The organism is Deinococcus hopiensis KR-140 (assembly GCF_900176165.1).
GTDB classification, from domain to species: Bacteria; Deinococcota; Deinococci; order Deinococcales; family Deinococcaceae; genus Deinococcus; species Deinococcus hopiensis.
On record NZ_FWWU01000009.1, the window covers coordinates 1,836,279 to 1,854,645 of the forward strand.

At 63.7% G+C, this 18,367-nt stretch carries 24 protein-coding genes and 2 tRNA genes; 10 read left to right on the top strand and 16 right to left on the bottom strand.

Translation table 11 applies throughout. From position 1 onward, the window contains the following. Positions 1-147 precede the first annotated feature (147 nt). The 3 genes from B9A95_RS34060 to B9A95_RS34065 all read left to right on the top strand — a co-directional run bounded on the left by B9A95_RS34060 (position 148) and on the right by B9A95_RS34065 (position 946). Complete coding sequence (locus B9A95_RS34060; protein WP_170928746.1) at positions 148-288, top strand: hypothetical protein; 141 nt, start codon at positions 148-150, stop codon at positions 286-288. 187 nt (positions 289-475) lie between these two features. After that, a complete protein-coding gene (locus B9A95_RS22500) occupies positions 476-670 on the top strand; it encodes a hypothetical protein (RefSeq protein WP_084049318.1) in 195 nt (64 codons plus the stop codon). Between the two features lie 111 nt (positions 671-781). Beyond that, entirely contained in the window at positions 782-946 is a 165-nt protein-coding gene (locus B9A95_RS34065) for a hypothetical protein (RefSeq protein ID WP_170928747.1), read from the top strand. A 14-nt stretch (positions 947-960) separates the two neighbouring features. On the opposite strand, the gene B9A95_RS22505 is transcribed toward B9A95_RS34065, so the two are convergent. The 4 genes from B9A95_RS22505 to B9A95_RS22520 all read right to left on the bottom strand — a co-directional run bounded on the left by B9A95_RS22505 (position 961) and on the right by B9A95_RS22520 (position 5,102). Continuing rightward, positions 961-1,650: a hypothetical protein gene (locus tag B9A95_RS22505; RefSeq protein ID WP_139806945.1), complete on the bottom strand. Its 690-nt coding sequence runs from the start codon at positions 1,648-1,650 to the stop codon at positions 961-963. After that, positions 1,647-1,898, bottom strand: coding sequence for a hypothetical protein (locus B9A95_RS22510; RefSeq protein ID WP_084049320.1), 252 nt, complete (start codon positions 1,896-1,898; stop codon positions 1,647-1,649). The genes B9A95_RS22505 and B9A95_RS22510 overlap by 4 nt, the downstream gene beginning before the upstream one ends. 2 nt (positions 1,899-1,900) lie before the next feature. Beyond that, entirely contained in the window at positions 1,901-2,518 is a 618-nt protein-coding gene (locus B9A95_RS22515; protein ID WP_084049321.1) for a hypothetical protein, read from the bottom strand. Positions 2,519-2,789: 271 nt separating this feature from the next. Continuing rightward, positions 2,790-5,102, bottom strand: a complete 2,313-nt coding sequence (locus B9A95_RS22520) for a phage/plasmid primase, P4 family (RefSeq protein WP_084049322.1) — start codon at positions 5,100-5,102, stop codon at positions 2,790-2,792. Positions 5,103-5,251: 149 nt separating this feature from the next. Here B9A95_RS22520 and B9A95_RS22525 point away from each other — a divergent pair, with 149 nt between their 5' ends. Continuing rightward, complete coding sequence (locus tag B9A95_RS22525) at positions 5,252-5,635, top strand: hypothetical protein (protein WP_139806946.1); 384 nt, start codon at positions 5,252-5,254, stop codon at positions 5,633-5,635. Between the two features lie 8 nt (positions 5,636-5,643). Here B9A95_RS22525 and B9A95_RS22530 read toward each other — a convergent pair whose 3' ends face one another. The 9 genes from B9A95_RS22530 to B9A95_RS32615 form a co-directional block, all read right to left on the bottom strand. After that, a complete protein-coding gene (locus tag B9A95_RS22530; protein WP_084049324.1) occupies positions 5,644-6,222 on the bottom strand; it encodes an ASCH domain-containing protein in 579 nt (192 codons plus the stop codon). Continuing rightward, positions 6,219-8,258, bottom strand: a complete 2,040-nt coding sequence (locus B9A95_RS22535) for an AAA family ATPase (protein ID WP_084049325.1) — start codon at positions 8,256-8,258, stop codon at positions 6,219-6,221. Before B9A95_RS22535 ends, B9A95_RS22530 begins: the two co-directional genes overlap by 4 nt. Before the next feature lie 90 nt (positions 8,259-8,348). Further along, complete coding sequence (locus B9A95_RS22540; RefSeq protein ID WP_084049326.1) at positions 8,349-9,005, bottom strand: hypothetical protein; 657 nt, start codon at positions 9,003-9,005, stop codon at positions 8,349-8,351. Positions 9,006-9,124: 119 nt separating this feature from the next. Further along, on the bottom strand, positions 9,125-9,301 hold the full coding sequence (locus B9A95_RS34070; protein ID WP_170928748.1) for a hypothetical protein: 177 nt from the start codon (positions 9,299-9,301) through the stop codon (positions 9,125-9,127). After that, positions 9,298-9,477 (bottom strand): hypothetical protein, encoded by a 180-nt coding sequence (locus tag B9A95_RS22545; protein ID WP_084049327.1) that lies wholly within the window; start codon positions 9,475-9,477, stop codon positions 9,298-9,300. The genes B9A95_RS34070 and B9A95_RS22545 overlap by 4 nt, the downstream gene beginning before the upstream one ends. Next, positions 9,474-9,644, bottom strand: a complete 171-nt coding sequence (locus B9A95_RS34075; RefSeq protein ID WP_170928749.1) for a hypothetical protein — start codon at positions 9,642-9,644, stop codon at positions 9,474-9,476. Before B9A95_RS34075 ends, B9A95_RS22545 begins: the two co-directional genes overlap by 4 nt. Next, positions 9,641-9,892, bottom strand: coding sequence for a hypothetical protein (locus B9A95_RS22550; protein WP_084049328.1), 252 nt, complete (start codon positions 9,890-9,892; stop codon positions 9,641-9,643). The genes B9A95_RS34075 and B9A95_RS22550 overlap by 4 nt, the downstream gene beginning before the upstream one ends. A gap of 62 nt (positions 9,893-9,954) precedes the next feature. Then, on the bottom strand, positions 9,955-10,110 hold the full coding sequence (locus B9A95_RS34080) for a hypothetical protein (protein ID WP_170928750.1): 156 nt from the start codon (positions 10,108-10,110) through the stop codon (positions 9,955-9,957). A gap of 310 nt (positions 10,111-10,420) precedes the next feature. Continuing rightward, a complete protein-coding gene (locus tag B9A95_RS32615; RefSeq protein WP_139806947.1) occupies positions 10,421-10,633 on the bottom strand; it encodes a helix-turn-helix domain-containing protein in 213 nt (70 codons plus the stop codon). Between the two features lie 199 nt (positions 10,634-10,832). On the opposite strand from B9A95_RS32615, the gene B9A95_RS22555 reads away from it, so the two are divergent. From B9A95_RS22555 to B9A95_RS22570, 4 genes are read left to right on the top strand one after another with little or no spacing between them, the layout of a single operon-like run. Beyond that, positions 10,833-11,318 (top strand): XRE family transcriptional regulator, encoded by a 486-nt coding sequence (locus tag B9A95_RS22555; RefSeq protein WP_245808440.1) that lies wholly within the window; start codon positions 10,833-10,835, stop codon positions 11,316-11,318. Then, positions 11,315-11,971 carry a hypothetical protein gene (locus tag B9A95_RS22560; RefSeq protein ID WP_084049329.1) on the top strand — a complete coding sequence of 219 codons (657 nt, stop codon included), beginning with the start codon at positions 11,315-11,317 and terminating at the stop codon, positions 11,969-11,971. The genes B9A95_RS22555 and B9A95_RS22560 overlap by 4 nt, the downstream gene beginning before the upstream one ends. A 3-nt stretch (positions 11,972-11,974) precedes the next feature. Next, positions 11,975-13,189 carry a tyrosine-type recombinase/integrase gene (locus B9A95_RS22565; protein WP_084049330.1) on the top strand — a complete coding sequence of 405 codons (1,215 nt, stop codon included), beginning with the start codon at positions 11,975-11,977 and terminating at the stop codon, positions 13,187-13,189. A gap of 15 nt (positions 13,190-13,204) precedes the next feature. Further along, positions 13,205-13,798, top strand: a complete 594-nt coding sequence (locus B9A95_RS22570) for a hypothetical protein (protein ID WP_084049331.1) — start codon at positions 13,205-13,207, stop codon at positions 13,796-13,798. A gap of 81 nt (positions 13,799-13,879) precedes the next feature. Here the strand turns inward: B9A95_RS22570 and B9A95_RS22575 are convergent. Both B9A95_RS22575 and B9A95_RS22580 read right to left on the bottom strand, forming a co-directional pair. Beyond that, a tRNA-Val gene (locus B9A95_RS22575) sits at positions 13,880-13,954 on the bottom strand. Between the two features lie 31 nt (positions 13,955-13,985). Continuing rightward, positions 13,986-14,059, bottom strand: a tRNA-Cys gene (locus B9A95_RS22580). Positions 14,060-14,248: 189 nt separating this feature from the next. Here B9A95_RS22580 and B9A95_RS22585 point away from each other — a divergent pair. Continuing rightward, positions 14,249-15,352, top strand: coding sequence for an acyltransferase (locus B9A95_RS22585; RefSeq protein WP_084050913.1), 1,104 nt, complete (start codon positions 14,249-14,251; stop codon positions 15,350-15,352). A gap of 59 nt (positions 15,353-15,411) precedes the next feature. Then, positions 15,412-16,251, top strand: a complete 840-nt coding sequence (locus B9A95_RS22590; RefSeq protein WP_084050914.1) for an alpha/beta hydrolase family protein — start codon at positions 15,412-15,414, stop codon at positions 16,249-16,251. A 252-nt stretch (positions 16,252-16,503) separates the two neighbouring features. Here the strand turns inward: B9A95_RS22590 and B9A95_RS22595 are convergent, their stop codons facing one another. Further along, complete coding sequence (locus B9A95_RS22595; protein ID WP_084049332.1) at positions 16,504-18,333, bottom strand: arginine--tRNA ligase; 1,830 nt, start codon at positions 18,331-18,333, stop codon at positions 16,504-16,506. Positions 18,334-18,367 lie beyond the last annotated feature (34 nt).

Below are 18,367 nucleotides of genomic sequence, written 5' to 3' on the forward strand. Positions count from 1 at the left end.
AGAACCCAACAGGGGGGAGATCTTCAGAACGACACTTCTGGATAAAGTGGCCAGCACTCTATGAAAACCTCTACCAGTACGTACGAGCCCCAAATCCTCGCTCTCACAAAGGAGCTGCAAAACTGTTGCCCCGACAACACTGTCTTGGTGAGCGACCTTATAAAGAACATCCGGAACCGTTATCCCAATATCCCCGCAGAGGACATTCCCCGCACCCTGACCAACCTGGTGCATGACGGTTACCTCAGCCGTCCCGCCACGGGGCTCTACCGCCTGCCGGTCCACTGAGCCGGACCTCACCGTGCACCGCCTTCCGGCGCTGCGAGGAGCGCCAGGGCGGGACTGGTCGACTTGTCTGAGGGATTCGCCGCCTCTGGCAACGGCCGCAGCGTGTCCGGCAGCGAGGGCGTCACGAGACACCGCTTCTTAAGAACCAACGGACACCCTTAAATTGAAGTTCCATTAAGCTTCGCGCATGGAGTACTTCCTGCCCGACACCTACATCCTCCGCACCCAACGTCACCCCGACGGACAAATCGAACTGACCCTGTCGAGGGATGCCGGCCTTCCCGATATCAGCGACATCCTGATTGGCTCCACTGACACCTGGAAAGTCACGGAGGTTCTGCGCGACAGCGCCGACATTCGCGTTCGCGTTCAGAGGGCCTGAAGGCAGCGCGGGCGTCACGAGGTCACCGCCAGCAGCAGGGTTGCTGACACACTTGCGCCGCCCCTTCAATAATCTGAAGGGGTGACTCACTCGTTGCCAGACATCCTCATTATGTGGAGAGTCAACCTCCCCGATGGGCTGACTGAACTGACTCTGTCGCGTGAAGCGCCCGTTCCAGAGGTGGGAGACATACTGATCGGCACCACAGAGACCTGGGAAGTCACTGAAGTGTTTCGCGACACCGTTGGGGTGCGCATTTACGTTCGGCGGACCTAAGCGGCATACCTGGCTCACAGCGCACCGCCTTCCAGGGCCGTCAGCATGTCCTTCTCCTGCTGCCTCAGCCCATACATGCCGTCCAGGGCGAACGGCCCCGTCTTGCTGATCGGGTCCCTGTGCAGTTCAATCCCCAGGACCAGCAAGGTGTGCGTGTTCATGTTGTGCTCGGAGGGCGCGTAGGTGCTGCGTCCGTCGCAGTAGCGGCGGGAGTAAAAGTGCAGCTTGATCGCCACCTGTTCCACCGCCCCTACCCGCTCCCGTAACCGCTCGAGCTCTTCCGCCTGGGCCAGCACGAGGCGAGCGAGAGAGAGCGAATGGGTGAGGAGCTTCCAGCCTGGAGCACTGCCATCCTCGTACTCCGGTAAGACAGCGATCTTCACCGGGCCCAAGGCATCCACGCTGTAGTCCATGAGGTACAGCCCCTCAAGAGCCGAGTCAGTGAGATCTACAAGCTCAGCCGTGGCAGGGATACCTTCCAGCAGCTCCCGCACCGCCTCCGCTGTCAGCCCAGGCTTCGTGGCCACCATCTGCGCTCCTGCCACCTGCAGGGCCCCTTCCAGGTCCCCTGGCACCGCGGTCTGCCCCCGCAACGCCGCCTCCACTTCCAGCAACACCTCGTGCTGCTCATGCGTCAGCCGGTCCCGCGCCGACAGCGAGTTGTGCATCGTCCGCAAGCGAGCCAGGAGGTCCGGCCGAGTCATGCCGCACCCCCAGCCAGCACCCTCTTCGCCAGGTGCCGCGCCTCCGACAACCGCAAGCCCCGTCCCCGCTCCACGCCATCGATCACGAGCCGGTATGCCGGCGCTTCCCGTACCGCCTCCCGCACGATCAAGAGCCGCTGCGGGCCCACCTTGGCGCGCAAGTGCTCCCCATTGCCCGGGTAGTGCTTGCCGGGCCGCCAGCGGATCTTCAATGCCACAGGTCCATGTTTTTCCATGTTTTCCGTCATGGTCAGTTCCCTCCTTGAGGCGTGAGGTCAGACAGAGGCAGACGCAACTGCCGGTTCAGGAACAGCACCGCGAGGCCCGCCAGGTGGAAGTCGGCAGACGCTTTGGTACCGAACTGAGGCAGGAAGAGGCCGCGGGCTTTCTCCCCCTCCCCCGTCCAGTTCTCGCCGTCCCACAGCGTCTCGATGGCCTCCCACGAGAACGGCAGCACTTCCTGCTCGGCGATGCTCGTGCCGTTCGGGATGTGGTCAGGAATGGCGAGATCCCGGTAAGCAGGCCAGGCCGTGAGCAAGCCCTTGAGGTTCACCTCGCGGGCGGCCAGCACCTTCTCTGCTTCGGCCCCCTGCAGGCTCTTGAGGTAGCCGCAGAGTTTGGCGAGGCGCTCGACCTGGTACGCGGCCGGGAACTCGAAGGTGTACGGGTCTCCGTTGACCCAGTGCAGCGCAGGGCGGACGCAGCTCTGGAAGTAGACCCAGAGCAGCTGCTCGTCAAGCTCGCGCTCCTGCCTCTTGAGCTGTTCGAACTCGGTGTCGAGTTGGTCGAGGAGGTCTTTGAGGCGGATGGCAGGTGCGAGGGGCTTCGCAGCTGGCCGCTTGGCTGAAGTACCTGTCAGGCCCGGCATGAGGTGACCCCTGGCAGCCTTTTGGCAGCCTCAGGAAGTTGGTTGCCAGCCCAGAAGCTGCACTGAGACGAAGTGCTGGCAGCGCTGGCAACGTTGGCAGCCTTTTTGGGGTGGTTCCGCCTTATATCGAGAAGCGCTCTTGCGCGCGTTACGTGCTTATGAAAAAGGCTGCCAAGCCTGCCAAGGTTGCCAGGATGCTGTGTAGGACGGCTCCAATTCCTGGCAGCCTCAAAAAAAGGTTGCCAGAAAGGTTGCCAGCGGTCGGAAGTTGTCATTCTGAGTCCTCCCACATGCCGGGCTGAGTTGAAAGCTGAATGTGCCGGTAATCGGTTCCGCGAACATTGCGGTCACGTTCGACGGTCTTGCCGAAGTACTTGGCAGCAGAGATCAGGTGTTTGCCGAAATTGTTGATGTGAAGGGGGCTGAAGCCGTTCTGCCCGCACCACTTGCGGTAGGCGGCATACAGATCGGCCGAGGCGGTCTGCACATCGGGGACGTAACGACATTCATCCCGCAGGAAGCCAATGACCTTGTTGCTGTCTTCGACAATTTCGCGCGCCAGTGCAGCGGCATCAGAGGCGGGGAAACGCATGTTGTTCTCGCGCAGCACGCGCAGGCCTTCCAGCATCCAGTTCAAAACGCCGGGCAGCTCGTCGGGGTGGGTCAGTCGAGCCTCAAGAGTGGGGTCTGGTTTCTCCGGCTTGACGTTGAAGGCCACTGGCAAGAAGCGGCGCATCAGAGAGGAGTTGCTGGTGTCCTCCCCCAGGCGGGGCATGACGTTGGTCAAAATGATCAGCTTGATATCTAACTTCGTCGTGAACGGTGTTTTGTTCTTGACGTCTACCGAGATGGTGTCCTCACCAGTGATCCGTTTAAAGGGCAGCCAGTCCACACTTTGCTGGAGCTCGGACACCACGCACATGCGCTTGCCGACAAGATTGCCGACCAGGAAAGAGCCGTCCTTGATGTTCTCCAGTGCTGAGGACGTGGCGAGATTGCCCAGTACAGCCTGAAGAACACGCACGAAGGTGCTCTTGCCTGTACCACCGTCGCCCACCAGAACCAGGGCGCGTTGTGGGCTTGTGTCCCCTGTCAAGCACAGCCCGGCGAACTGCTGCAGCAGCAGGCGGTCTCCCTCGTCCGGTACTGCCTGGCGTAGGAATGCCATCCAGTCATGTGCCACGCTCCCCGGCCGATACGCTGCTGCGCTCTGGATGGTGCTGAAGTATTCGGGTGTGTGATCGTGCAGCAGCCCGCTCTCCAGGTCCAGGATGCCGGTCCGGGTGTTCAGTTCCCAGGCGGTCTGGTCGACTTCCAGAGCGGCCACGCTTTCCTCGCGACTGATTTTGTCCAGTACCTCGCGGATATTCGCGGTCTTTAGGTTGTTGTAGCCGTAGGACTGGAGGATCTTGTCGGCGCGCTGGTACATCACTTCGTCCAGCACTTCGACGTAGACGCCGCCTTTGTACTGCCACCAGCTGCGGCGGGTCTGGTGGTAGCGGTAGACGTGGCCCTGCTCGGCGCACCAGTCGAGCGTGAGGTCCCGGTAGTCGGCGAGGGTGGGTTTGTCGGGCAGGTCTTTGGTGCGCGTCTTAGCCTGCCCGTCGCCTTTTCCCCCAATGGTTCCGAAGGCCTGGGGTTTGTTCTCCCAGTGCCGTTGCCCGACGGTGCTCAGGTCACGGGGGCTCTGCTTGCCTGCAGCGAGGCCGGACCGCACAGTGTCTCGGATCTCGCTTTCTTCCAGTCCGGCGGCGAGGGCGGCTTCGGTCAGCTCGTGTGCCGCCTGCACCTCGTCGAGGGCCCCGGCGCCCACGAGGGTGCCGACGCTGAAGGCGCTGCGGTTGAGCTGATGGTTCCTGCCGCCCTCCCCTGCCGAGCGCACGGCGTCCACTTCTCTTTGGAGGGCCGACTGGGCGTACTTCTCCTGAGCGTTCCCAGCAGGTTGGGAAACTTTCCCAGAGGACTGGGAAGGGGGCACAGGCTTGGGCTTCTCCAGTTCCGGCAATGCGTCCAGGGCGTCCCGTTCCACCCAGGCCTCAGCGTCTTGCCAGAGCACCTGCACCGGGAGGGGACGTTGGGGGTTCTTCAGGTTGAAGGTGCCGGGCAGGCGTAGGATGCGCGCCTGATCCGTACTCTCGGTGCTGGCTCCGAAGGCCAGCACGAGGCGGCGGTTGTACGCCTCCGTTTCCTCCATCGTGCTGCGCGCGCGGCGGGCCCAGTAGAGGTGCAGGCCGTGGCCACTGTCCACCACGGCGCGGGGCGGGAGGTTGCGCCGCTCGCACTCGGCAAGCACCTGGCGGAGCAGCACGGCCTTGTATTCGGCCAGTTCCTCCGCGGGGAGGCTGTGCAAGTCCGTCTGTCCGTTGGTCAGCTCGGGATGCTTTTCCAGATCCACTTCGGCCCATTGGAGGTGGGTGGGGTGCGTGTGTGCCTTGTCTCCCATGCCGGGTTTGCCGGTCTTGGGGTTGATGGCTTCGGGGGCATCCAGCGTGCGAAGAGCTACGCCCCAGTAGGCGTTCTTGCCTTCGGGTACGGCGGTCAGGCGAAACTCATCGGGGTGGCCTTCGAAGGCCGGCCAGGGCATCCATGCTCGGGTTCCGCCTTTGAGGAAGCGGAATTCCACGAAGCCATGGGGGGGGGTGACCCCCCTATAGAGGAGGGCCACCCATTGACGGGGCGAGGGTTGGGTCATTCTTCAGCGCTCCCAAATCCGGTGCGCTTACTCTCAGCGGCATGATGCCACTGCTGTATCCCATTTCCAGTGCAACCTTTCCACACACGGGCGTCATTGATATTCCCTGTTACACTGCCCGCTCCTTTAACAGGATGACAGCGGAGTTGGAGTGCAAGGGAACGGTGATCCCGTTCGATTTCTCCGAGCTGACCTCTATGGAGATTGAGGCCGCCACAGGGGAACAGACCCATGGTTGGACGTTGCAGGCCCTGGCAGCTGTCGATTCGATGTGGTTGATAGGCGCCCTGGAAGCAGCAACGTCTGGAGCTGTCTCTCAGTCGTTGGGAGCACAAATCGAAGACGTATGGTACTCCATGAAACCTCTCCGTTCCGAGGAGAAGTTTGTCGCTGGCCATGCCGAGGTTGTGGGGTTGTATCGGTAGCACCACATTCAACTGAGCCATGCCGCACCCCCCAGCTCTGCGTACTGCTGGGGCCGTGTGTCGAGCACCTGGCGGGCCTGCTCTGTTACCTCATCGGCGATGACTTCGGGGACAGTCCAGATGCCCTGATGCCCTGAGAGTTGGACCGGCTTGGGAAGCGTCACCACCTGGTCAAGCAGGATGTGGAGCTGTCCCTGAGCTGCCCAGCGGTCACGGCTGGCCCGAGTGACGCCCTGCACCACGGCAACCGCAACGATGCCGGGCAGGATGAAGGCCTCGGGTTGCAGCGGGCCGGGGCAGGTGCGCGCGAGGTACTGCGCAGCCGCGTCGGGCAGCTCGCCGCCGAGGATGTTGTCCCGGATGTAGCCGAGGTCAGTGGTGAACTCGCGCCAGGGATTGGTAGGCAGGACGTTCTTCCGCTTTGGGCGGTGGGGAGCGGTGCCGCCGTGAATGGCGACGGTCTCCCCCACCAGGTCGTGAATGCCCATGAGGTCAGCGAGGCGGTCATCCCAGTCGCGGTTCTCCACCTGCTTGCCGAGGTAGGCGATAGCGAAGGCCCAAGGGTGGCGGAGCGTAATTCCCTTCACGCCACACCTCCCAGATCCATAACGCGGAACTGCGCCTTGATCTCCTCGACACGCTCCAAAGTCACGGGTTCAGGCCCCAGAGCCGCAGCCACAGCAGGTTCCGGCCAGAACGTCTCACCCTCAGCCGCTTCCCAGGGGTCAGGCTGAGCGGCGGGATCAGGCCACGTCCCTTCAGCAGCCCACTTCGCTTCGTTGGCGGCCTTGATCGTCTCATCGCAAATGCCGCAGCCCTCGCCGCCGCACCATTCGCAAGGCGCGGGCCGCGCGAGGCGCCGCAGCAGACTGGACGGCTCATCGGGCGCGTCGGTGGCTGCGTTCGTCCACCACGCCACTACACGTAGCGTGCTGACCACACAGAGGTGATCCTTGGCGCGGGTCACTGCTGTGTAGAAGAAGCGGCGTGCCGTATCGTCCCGGACCTTCCCCGGCTGCATGATGATCACGCGGGGCCAGTCCGAACCCTGAGCCTTGTGGACCGTGATCACGTAGCCGAGCTGGACGTACTTCTCTACCTCGTCCTCAGGAATGTCCACTTCTCGGCCGGTAATCTCCACCCGCAGGTGCGGCATCGTCTCGCCGTTCTCTTGTTCCCAGCGGCCATCGGCCTGCTTCCGCATGACCTGCTTGGGCTTGGTTGCCATCCCAATCACGCGGCCGGTCTGCCCATTGAAGATGTTCAGCAGCGTGCTGTTCTTGACGACGATGATCTTGTCGCCCACCCGGATTTCAGCCTGATATAGAGGGCGGTTGCGCTCACCCGTCCCCAGCTTCCAGAGGGGATATTCGAACAGGGGCATGCCGTTGGGGTTGATCACGGCCTGCGCGCGCAGGTTGTACCGCTCAGCGTTCTCGTTCTGGTAGGTGATGACCTGCCAGTCCTCAAAGTCCTGCCCACCATGGGTGCGGACCAGCTGCTCGAAGAGCGGTTCGAGGTTGGCGGGATCCACACCCAGGTGCATCTCTACGCACGCAGTAGGGGTGGGCCGCCGCCGATGCAGGATGCCTTCCGCCATGTGAAGGATGCCCTGCTGGTCTGCCTGCCGGTAGTTCTTTTCGAGGTGGACATGCGCCACGCCGTGCGCCAGTAAGTCAACGAAGGGCGTGCCGTAACCAATGGGCGGCAACTGATTCGGGTCACCCACGAGAATCAGGTGCGCGTGCGGGGGGAGGCGCTTGACCACGGCCCACAGCAGCCAGTTGGGCAGCATGGATGCTTCGTCGATCACATACAGGTCTTCGGCCAGTCTTTCGACGGTGAAGCCGCGCTTCTGAAAGCCCAAGGCCTTGTGGATGGTGCTGGCTTCTGCCATGACCTGGTAGCGGTCGAACTGCTCGCGCATCCGGTCCGCAGCCTTGCCAGCAAAGGCCATGCCGCGCACGCTCCTGCGGTCCAGGCCTGCGCACTGGGAAGCACCGGCCACGCAGAACGTCTTACCCGTCCCGGCACCACCGGTGAAACACAGGACGCGGTTGGCGAGGATCGCGCGCACGGCCAGCGTCTGTTGCTCGTCTGCGCCCATGCGGGCCAGAACGGCCTTCTGCGCTGGGGACAGGTCTGCCAGTAGGAGGTGTTCACCCTCGCCCGTGGGGAGACGGCGCATCCAGCGCTCCAGCTCTACTTCGGCCTCAAGTTCTTCCGGCAGCCAGTACAAGCCCTCTTCAACTTCTACACCGTGGACTTTGTAGCTGGGGTCGCGCAGCTCCAGCTTGATCCGCTCGCTGAAGAAGTCGCGCTCGCCGAGCACGCCTTTTTGCTCCAGGATGTAGCGGTTTCCGGCTTCATGCCGCCGCTCATCGTCTGGGGTCACCTCGAACTTCTCTTTGGCGATGCGGTCGGCCTTCTTGAAGCCAATCCCCTCCACCTCCATGAGGTTGAAGGGGTTGCGTTCGATCATCACGAGGGCGGCGTCGGGGTCTCCGTCGCCCAGGTCTTCCACCACGCGCTTCGCCAGCTTGAAACCAATTCCGGGCAGGTCTCGTATGGTCTGGTGAGGGTCGGTCCTGTACCACAGGGGGCCGCGTTTATCTCCTAACATGGTGGTGCTCCTTCAGGGGCTGAAAGAGGAGGACTGCGATTGCTTGCCGGCGCCGCAGTCCTCCCTTTACTTCAGGGGGCTAAAAAGGGCTCAGAACGGCAGATCCACTTCCGCCTGCCCCGTCGGGGCAGCGGGTGCGGGGCGTGGAGCGGGGGCTGCCTTCTGAGCAGCGGGAGCGCTCTGAGTGGTAGGTGCTGCCTTTGTGGGTTTGCGGGGGCCGCTCGCTGCGGCGATCTGCATGACCTTGGCAATCTCGTTGCCCTGCTTCTCCCCGTTGTCCCAGACCCCCACGACGAGACGGCACTTCTTGCCGAGCAGTTCCTGGTCTCCAACGGACAGGCCTTTCACGTGCGCCTTCTCGGAATTGCCGCGGTCGTCCTTGCTTGTGATGTGTTCCAGCAGTTCCGTGTAGCTCTGGATGAACTCACCCAGGTCGATGTCGAGCAGGCCGGCGTTGTCGTTCGTGAACGTCAGCCCTGCGATCTCGCCCGCGCGCTTCCAGAAGGCACTCTTCTCGTTCCACTTCATGTTCTTGGGGAAGCCGAGGTAGTCGGTCAGCTCGAACTCGGTGCCTTCCTCGTCGGTCCACTTCCAGATGAACATGATCTTCGGGGCACCTTCGGGGGCGTACTGGCTGGGCTTGCCCATCATGACGATGGCCTTGTCCAGAACCATGTCGTAGGTGCCTTCGGGGAAGATGGTGCGCTCGAAGTTGCTGCTTTCCTTGCTCTGGCCTTTGAGTCCCATGGTGGTCTGTCTCCTGTGCTGGCCCGGTGCTTGAGGGTCGTGGGCCGGGGTGAATGGAGGGGTGAGGTGTCTGGGCCGCGGTGCCGCGTGCGTGTGACGATGCGCACCCCCGACGTGTCTCAGGTGTCGGGATTAATCAGCAGGGCAAGCGTCATCACGGCATGGGCGAACGCGGCCACGAACGTCACGCAGAACCCGAGAGAGGCCCATGGGTTGGTGATCACGTGGGGCACCAGGGCGTAGGCCAGGGCGAGCAGCAGCAGCGTGCGGAAGAGGGAGCGGGCCGGGCGGGTCACAGCAACCCTTCCCAGCAGTCCGACGTTCCCAGGCAGCGTTGCTGGCCGCACATGGGGCAGGTGGGGCGGGTGGCCCAGCCGTACTCGGCGGGGCGAACTACCCGGGGATCTTCCAGGCTCAGTTCGGGCAGCTGGGCCGGCGCATCCAACACGGCCACGGGATCGTTGCGATTCACAGCTTCACGGCCTTTCCAGCCAGGAGGCCAAAGAGGGTGGCGATGGTGGTATCCCAGAGGCCCTTGGCGCTGACCCAGCCGCAGAAGAAACCGAGGGCCATCAAGAACAGGGCGGCGAGCAGCAGTTGCACGGCGGGGCGCTGCAGGTGGGCGCGGAGGTCTTTCATGCCGCCACCTCGCCCTCTGCCACGCGCTCAACGTCCAGGCGCTTCCCGGTGGCGGTCACGAAGCGGACCAGCTCGCTGCCCCGGTGGGAGGTGAGGTTCGCCACGCGCTGGCCACAGCGGTAGCGGCGCACGAACTCACCTTCGAAGGGCTGCTTCTCGTAGGTCCATTCCAGGCCGTCGGTGGTCTGGATCGTCGGGGGCGGCACGGCAATGTGCGCGCGGGTGAGGGTGATGCGGTCTGCTAACATGGAGTTCCTCCTCCCCCTGCTGAGCCGGTGCAACGGCATTGACGCAGGGGGGTTGTTCTTTTTCAGCTCGCCTTGGGTTTCGCGGGCTGCTCTTCACGCACCTGGGATGCGGGGGGAGTGATGGGGGTGGCAGTGCGCGCTGCCGCGTTGAGCGCCGCCATGACGCGCTGCCACGCTTCCGGGTCAACTCGGGTCTTGATACGGGGTGGAGTGGTCATCAGTGGGCCTTGCGCTGCCCACGCGCACTGGGAGCGGAAAGGGTGGTGTTGGGAACTCCGTGCAGCCAGGCCTGAAGGGAGTCGGCGGGTATCGCGTATGCCCCCCTCTCGCTGGCCTGCCGTGCGTGCAATTCCCCGCGACGGATGGCTGTGCGGATGCACCAAACGGTCTGGCCTGTTGCCTCAGCCGCTTCGGGGATCGTGTAGGCGAGTTTCAGGGGTGCGGGAGCTGCTTGGGCAGTAGAAATGCGAGCGGCAATCAGCTCAGCCAGTTCCGCCAACTGTTCAGGAGAGAGATGAACTTGGAGAGTCATGGAGCCCTCTGTTCTTGATCTATTCCCAACTCGCGGCAAATAGAGAGCTTCGTGCTATGCCGGGTTTCCCTGCGCTCATGCAAGAAGTCGAGGACTGTTCTGGGCTTCATGCCGAGTTTTCGGGCGAGTTTACGCGCCGAAATGCCCCGTGCTTCGACCGCCGCCCGAGCGGCAGCAGCAACAGGATCAGGGATGGTGACTTCGGGCATGGGAATAGAATACGACTGTGCCCATTTGGAGTCAATAACAGGTTGGGATTGATCCCAAAATAGTCGCCATTTCGGCCCATTCTGGAACCATTTGAGTACAGTTCCCGTATGGAAGCGCATGACTGCTTTGGGAATACCACTTGCGCCGAGGTCCTGGCCGATGGCAGCTAAGTCTGCTCAGCAGCCGGATCCTCGGGCTGTGGAGCACGGTGAGCTCATCAAGGAGCGCCGGCTTGACCTGGGCTTGAATCGTCCTGCGTTCGTCTCAGAAATGGAAAAACATGGTCAGGAGATAACTCCGGACTACCTCAATAAGTTAGAACGGGGAACAGCATCTCTTTCTAGGGCATCTCTCGAGGTTAGGGAAGCGATCCGCGCCGTACTGGGCTACTCAGCAGAGGAATGGCAGGAGCTGACAGGGTTGTACAGCCCGGAAGCTACTCCCCAGCGCCGTGGCGGCCCGCCCATCCCCCCAGTTGTCCCGTTTCGTGAAACGCCCATCACCATCCCGCGCGAGTTGCTAGAAATGGTGGAGCAGTACGGCGACACATGGCCAGTGCTGAAGACCGAGAAGATGCAGCGGATGCTGGCGGCCCCTCGCAACTTTGGCGGTGCGGAAGTCGGACCACAGACCGCCGAAGACTGGCTCGATTACTGGATGGCAAATAAAAGGTTCCTGACGTGACTTACGACACGTCCTACCTGGCTGCCGATTATCTCTACTACCTGAAGGCAGTTCAAAAAGAGCTACGCCACGAGCGTCACGCCCTCAAGGTCGCTCACTACCTGGGCATTCGCATCCGCATTGGCTGGGCTAACCGCTGCACGCCCGATCACCCCAACGGCCCACTGATGGTGGTGACACCGTGGAATTACGGAAACACGGATGTGGTGCGACACGAGGAAGCGCACATCATCCTGTGGTGGAGCGGCCTGGAAGCGGAGATCATTGCAGAGTTTGGGGAAGAACTGGGCTGGCGCGTAGTCGAGAACTTGTGCCAGTTCGCGGTGGGGTTCATGCGGATCACGCAGCCAATGGTGGACGAAGCTATTCGGCGCTATGGCGTCTCGGCGAAGGCTGTCAGATACCTTCAAAAAGTGAGCGGTGCGGATGCCCTCACGGCGCTCAACCGTCTGGTTTACGACGATCCCCGCAGTTGCCGCGCGGGGTTTCTGCTTTCGGGTTGCTACGTTGCTCAAACCGCAGAGTGCAACTGGGGCTTGCCCTTCCGGTGGCTGGACCAAGTACACAATTTGCGTAAGCGCTTCCCTGAAGATGCGAACGTCTCCTGGCTGAAGCTCACTCCTTCTCAAACGCTCGGCGTGTGCTGGGGCTAGTCGGTGACCCGTCGCCGTGCCCGTCATAACGGGGAAGGAAGTCTGACCAAACGCCAGGACGGCCGCTGGGAAGGCAAGTACACCGCCGGAGTTACCCCCGACGGCAAACAGGTCCGCCGCAGTGTCTACGGCCGCACCCGTGCTGAGGCTGCCGAGAAACTGAAGGCCAAACTCGCCGAGACGCCCAAGGGAGCCATCGTGCTGACCGAGCGGGGGAAGCTTACCCTCGCTGACCAGTTGCGCGCGCACCTCAGCCTCCGTGAAGCCGAACTCGGCCCCGGCACGGTCCTAAAGCTTGAGAGCTACATCAAAGTCGTCTCCGCTCACTCGGCCGGAGGCGTGGCCCTGGTGGACCTCAAGCCCGCCCACCTTGAGACCCTGTACCGGGATCTCTCGAAGAAGTACGCCGCGGCCACCGTCCGCCACATCAGCGTGTTCGTGAAGCAGGGATTGCGCCGTGCCGTCCGGCATGAGTTGCTTCGCACCAACGTCGCCGAAGTGGCTGAGCTGCCCAGAATGCGTGATGAGAAGGCCGCGCATCCTCTGGAGCCTGAGCAACTGGCAGCGGCCATGGAGCAGGCGCAGAAGGTCCGTCTGTACCCACTGTTCGCCACCATTGCCACCCTGGGCCTCCGGCACGGGGAAGCCCTGGGGCTGCAGTGGGGTGACATCGACTGGAAGGCGGGGACGCTTGAAGTGCAGCGCACGGTGGTAAGTCGATCCGGGACGCCCACCCTCAGTACACCCAAGACCCGCGCGAGCCTCCGGACCCTGTACCTGCCCGACGAGCTGCGGGGAGTGTTGCTGGTCCACCTCGATGCCCTACGGACTGAAGGGCTGTCCGTCTCCCCTACCGCCTGGGTGTTTCCTTCCACGGTGGGCGGGATGCTGAGTCAACACAACGTGCGCCGGGTGTGGCGGCAGATCCTCACGGCCGCCAAGTTGCCCACCGAGACGCGCATCCATGATCTCCGCCACACCTTCGTCTCGCGCCTGATTGAGGCTGGGGCGGATCCGCGCACGGCGGCTGACCTGGCTGGCCATAGTGACCCGCGTATGACCCTGAGTGTCTACACCCATAGCCGTGCAGAACAGCGGAAAGCGGCACTTCTGGCCAGCGCTGGCCGGGTGCTTCCAGGTCGTCAGCCTGTGGTCCACTCTAAGGCCAGGGTACCGAAAGAAGAAGAGGAAACAGCGTCTGGCACGGGGTTAGGGTAACGGCTAGGATAGGTCATGATTGATGACCGCACTTACGCGCTCATTTACCGGACAACCCGTAAGAACGCAGCAACACGCGGCCTGCTGTTCGATTTATCACGGGATGACTTCGCTGAGCTGGTTGCGCGCGCCGACAGCAAGTGCGAGGTCTCAGGCCTCCCCTTCAGTCTTGAGAGGGCTGGGAGTTTTCGACGCCCCTTCGCGCCCAGCATTGATCGAGTCAACAATCAGCTGGGCTACCAGCTCTCGAATGTCCGTCTCGTTTGCGTCATCACCAATTTTGCGCTTAGCGATTGGGGCATTGCCCCCCTACTCCGTCTTGCTCGTGCGCTGGACCATAGGGAGGCTACCCAAGCCGAACGGCGGCATGAAGGATTGAGGCAGCAGATCGAAACCCTGCAGGCGGAGGCTGAGGCGTTGCGTTGTGAAGTTGCCGCCTTGCACAACCAAGCGGGCAGGCACGTGCTGAAGAATCGCTCTCAGGGGACAGGGACCTTTTCTCTCCGCAAGGATGGCCGCTGGGAATCCAAGTGTTGGCGGGATGGGAAACGCGTGTCCATCTATGCCAGGACGGAAGCTGAACTGCTCCTAAAACTGAAGGAGCTTTGAGGCCGTAGTCGTCTTTTAGGAGTCAGGTGGAGTCAGGGGGACGAGAGCAAAAGGAAAAACGCCCTCCAGGAGGGCGCCTTTTGGTAGAACCGAGGGGATTTGAACCCCTGACCCCTACCGTGTCAAGGTAGTGCTCTACCCCTGAGCTACGGTTCTGAACCGGGAACTGCTGTGGTGCGTGGGGTATTGGAGGCGCTGACCGGACTCGAACCGGTGGTGGAGGTTTTGCAGACCTCTGCCTTACCACTTGGCTACAGCGCCGCTGTACTCGCTGTGGAGCGGCTGAGTGCCTTCACCTCTGCCAGCGGAAGGAATGTTAGCACGCACCCCCAGACCTGTAAAGCGCGTCCGTCCCACAACGCAGAGTGCCGGACTGCCCCTTATCCCCATGACGGTCTTCAGGAGGGCCAAATCCGGCCAGCGCTTCGCCTTGCTACAGTGCCAGCTTGCATGACCGATCCCGTTGCCGTCGCCCCTCCTGCCGTTGCGGCTCCCGTGGCTGCGGGCCAGCGCCTGACCACCATCGACACCTTCCGGGGGCTGACCATCCTCGAGGTCGTCGGGCACCACGCGACAGGCATGGGGCTGCGGCACACGGACGTGGGGTCCACCACGCACGACCTGCTGCTGGTGCTCAACCGCACCCTGCACTTCGCTGTCCCGGCGTTCGTGTTCCTGTCCGCGCTGGTGCTTACGCACAGCCTGCTGCGGCACTTTGACTTGCCGCGGTACTTCTGGCGGCGGCTCACGCGGGGCGCCTGGCCCTACCTGCTGTGGAGCGCCCTGTACGCCTGGTGGTACGTCAAGACTGGGCAGCGGGCCCCGGAGACCCTGACAGATCCGGAGCGCTGGCGCGACTGGCTGCTGTACGGCAAGGCCAGCTACCACCTGTATTTCCTGCTGGTCGCGCTGGAGGTCTACCTGGTGCTTCCGCTGATGCTGCCCCTGGCGCGGCGCAGGCCCAGCATCACCTTGGCGCTGCTCGTCGGAACCGCCGTGCAACTGGGGCTGTACCTGCTCAACCGGGAGGTGTTGCACCTGCCCTATCCCGCCAGCACGGTGCTGTGGTACGCCCTGCCCACCCTGCTTGGCCTGGCGGTGGGCGCGGGGCTGGACAGCTTCCCCGCGTGGTGGCGGCGGAGACGTTGGGTGCTCCTGCCCCTGCTGGCCGCCTCCTACGCCGCGTATCTCCCGGTGGCCATGAATTACGTGCGTGGCCAAGCGGTGAAGCCAATTGTATATAGCGGCCTGAGCTGGGTCTTCACGGCGCTGGTGGCCCTGGCCCTGCTGGGCCTCGCGTCGCGGCTGCAACGGGGCGAGTCAGCGGGAATGTTCCGGCGGACCATCGGCACGCTGGGCACAGTTAGCCTCCCGATCTACCTGCTGCACCCCGCACTGCTTCAGGCGCTGGAACGTCACCGGGCCCCCCAGGGAGAGCCCCAGGAACTGCTGCTGACGGTGGCGCTGTACGCCCTTGTCGCGCTGGCCGTCCCCGCCCTGATCGGGTGGCGGCTGCGGCGCAAGAAGTTGGGACTGCTGCTGTTCGGCAGATGAGGCCTGCCTTGCCCATTCGCTCCTTTTCTCACCCCTGGGCCTTGCCGTACCTTTCCCGGGTGCGGTGCGTCCTTTTCCTGCTGGTTTTTACGCTGCTCGCGGGCCCGGGCGGGGTGGCCCGTGGGGCTTCCACCACAGTGCCCTTTCCGCTGCCCCGGGTACCCGATACCGTGGAGCTGGAGCGCGTCAGTGGGTCTTCCTACCTGCGGGTCCCGCCCGCGTGCTACCGGCAGGAGTGCGCGCTGGTGGTGGTGTCGCACCCCCGGGGGCAGACCGCCGGACGGATGCGCGCGTCTGCCAGCGTGACCGCTCTGGTGGACGCCCTCTTGGCCGCGCCCTTCGCCGTTCTGCTCAGCGACGACGGCGGACCCGCCACCTGGGGTAGTCCGGCCGCGCTGGCGCAGGTGGCCGAACTGCACGGGGAAGCGGCGGACCACTTCGCCTGGAATGGACGCACCTACGCCCTGGGGCTGAGCATGGGCGGACTGCTGGCCCTGCGCAGCGCCCTGCCGGGCAGTCCATACGCCGTCTCAGGCGTGGCCCTGATCGATGCCTGGACCGACATCCGCGCGGCGTGGCACTCGGCCACCACCCGCCGGGTTGAGATTCAGGACGCTTACGGCCTGCCCGGACAGCCACCCGCAGACCTCAATCCCCTGACGCTGGCCGAGGCTGCCCCACCCCTGCCCCTCTTTGTGGTGGCGAGCCCAGATGACCGCGTGGTGCCCATGCCGGGCAACGGCGAGCGCCTGTTCACCTGGGCCCAAGGCCACGTGAGCGAGTTCGTGAAGGTCAGTGGGCCACACCTTGGAGGAAACCGTTTCACGCCGGCCCTGGCCACGAGGCTGGCACAGTTTTTTACCCGTCTGGAAGCGCGGGCCATAGGAGCGAAGCGGTAGGGCAACAGAAGGTTAAACGCAGCGGGCCACCGCCTACCCCGGCTCAGCCCGGTTTGAGAAGGGCCAACGCACCCGGTGCATTGCACGCGGCAGGCCGAGGTCGGCGCCCCTCCACCTCGCCAGGGGAAAGAGCAACCAGCCCAGGGGTCTGCCCGAACATTGCCCTCGGCACTCCAACACAGCCGCAGGAGGAAGAGGACCGCCAGCGCCATCACGGACGCGAGTCGGTCCTCTCCTTGCGGCCCGCCCCCATTACATTGCGGCCGGAACCTCAATGCCGATGAGGGCCAGCGTTTCCCCAAAGGCCTGACGCAGGCGGGCCACGAGGGCGAGGCGGGCCTCACGCAACCCGGCGGGGCTCTGAAGGACGTTGGTGGCGGCTTTCCCGGCCTTGTCCTTCGCGTTGTACCAGGCGTTGAAGGCGGTGGCGAGATCGAGGGCGTACTGCGCCACCACATGCGGGGAATGGATGCGTACGGCCTGGGCGACGATTTCGGGAAGCTTGGCCACCGTCTTGGCCAACACGAGGTCCACATCGGGCAGGGCGTCCCAATCCGCGCCCGTGCCGTCCACGGCGTGCCCCGCTTCCCCGGCCTTGCGGAGGATATTCGCCGCGCGCACCGCCGCATACTGCACGTAGGGTGCGGTGTCGCCGTTAAGCGCCAGGGCCTGCTCCCAGCGGAAATCGATCTGCCGGGTGGGCTCGGCCTTGAGCATGGCGAAGCGCATTGCGCCGATGCCGATGCGGCGAGCGATTTCGGCGGCGTCCCCGCGGACGGCCAGCTCGGGGTTGATCTTGGCGAGTTCGTCCAGTGCCCGCTTCTGGGCCTCGTTCATTGCGTCGTCGGCACTCACGGCGATGCCCTTGCGTCCGGAGATGGTCTGTCCTTCCAGGGTCACGAAGGCGTAGGAGAGGTGAATGGAGCGGGCCTCCTGCTCGGGATGCCCGGCCACGCCCAGGGACGCCTTGACGATCTTCTGCGGGTGCTCCTGGCGCGAGTCGATCACGTTGATGACCTCATCCGCGTGGCCGAAGCGTTTTTCGAGGTCCGGCTGCCCGTCCGGCGCACTCGTCCAGACCGTGTTGCCGTCAGGATCGGTGGTGAAGGGTCCAAACTTCATGCCCTCAAAGAGGCCGAACTTCCAAAACTGGTAGCCCACGTCCTTCGCCGCGTACATGGCGGTGCCGTCAGAACGCATCAGGACGACGTTGGATTCCTCCAGGCCCGGCATGAACTCGGAGACATCCATGACGAAGGCCCCCGCGTACTTGCCCTCGGTCGGGTGGGAGGTAGACGGGCTCTCCTCCAGGATGTTCATGGCCTGGCTCAGGAAACCGCTGCCCACCACGTCCGACTCCCAGTTCAGCAGGTCATAGCGCGCACCCAGGCGAAAGCAGGTCTCGAGGTGCGCGCGAACAATCTGTTCCACCTCGCTGCGCAGTTGCCCGGCTTCCAGGCGGTGCATCACGGCGCTGATGCCTTCTTCCAGATTCGGCTTGGCGGGATCGGCGTTCAGGCGCACGTAGCCTTCGCCCATCCAGTGGTCGTACTTCTGCACGCCGTCCCACGTGCGCCCGTAGTGCGATACGGCGAAGAGCGCCTCAGCAGCCTGCCGCCCGGTGTCATCGATGTAGTTCTGGACCTCCACCCAGTGCCCCGCCGCGCGGAAGATGCGGGCCATGGAGTCGCCCAGCACCACGTTGCGCAGGTGACCGACGTGCAGTTCCTTGTTGGGGTTGACGGAGGTGTGTTCGATGACCACCTTATCCCGGCGGGCGGGCATGGAAAACGGCGTTTCCACCACACCCCGCACGAACGCCCCCACGTCCACGAAGAAGTTCAGAAACGGCCCAGCGGCCTCCACGCGGGCGATTCCGGCGGGAAGTTCCACCTTCCCCGCGAGGGCGGCGGCCACTTGCGCGGGGTTTTGGCCCAGGGCCTTGGCCATCTGGAACGCGGCAGGTGTGCCGTAGTCGCCGGGCTTGTTGGCCGGGGTTTCCTGAATCGCTGCCTCGACGGGGACGCCGAGTTCCGCGGCGGCCCGTTCCACAGCAGCTTTGAGTTGTGCCTTGAGGTCCATAACCGGAGATTCTAGCAGTGGGTGGGGCGTCGGG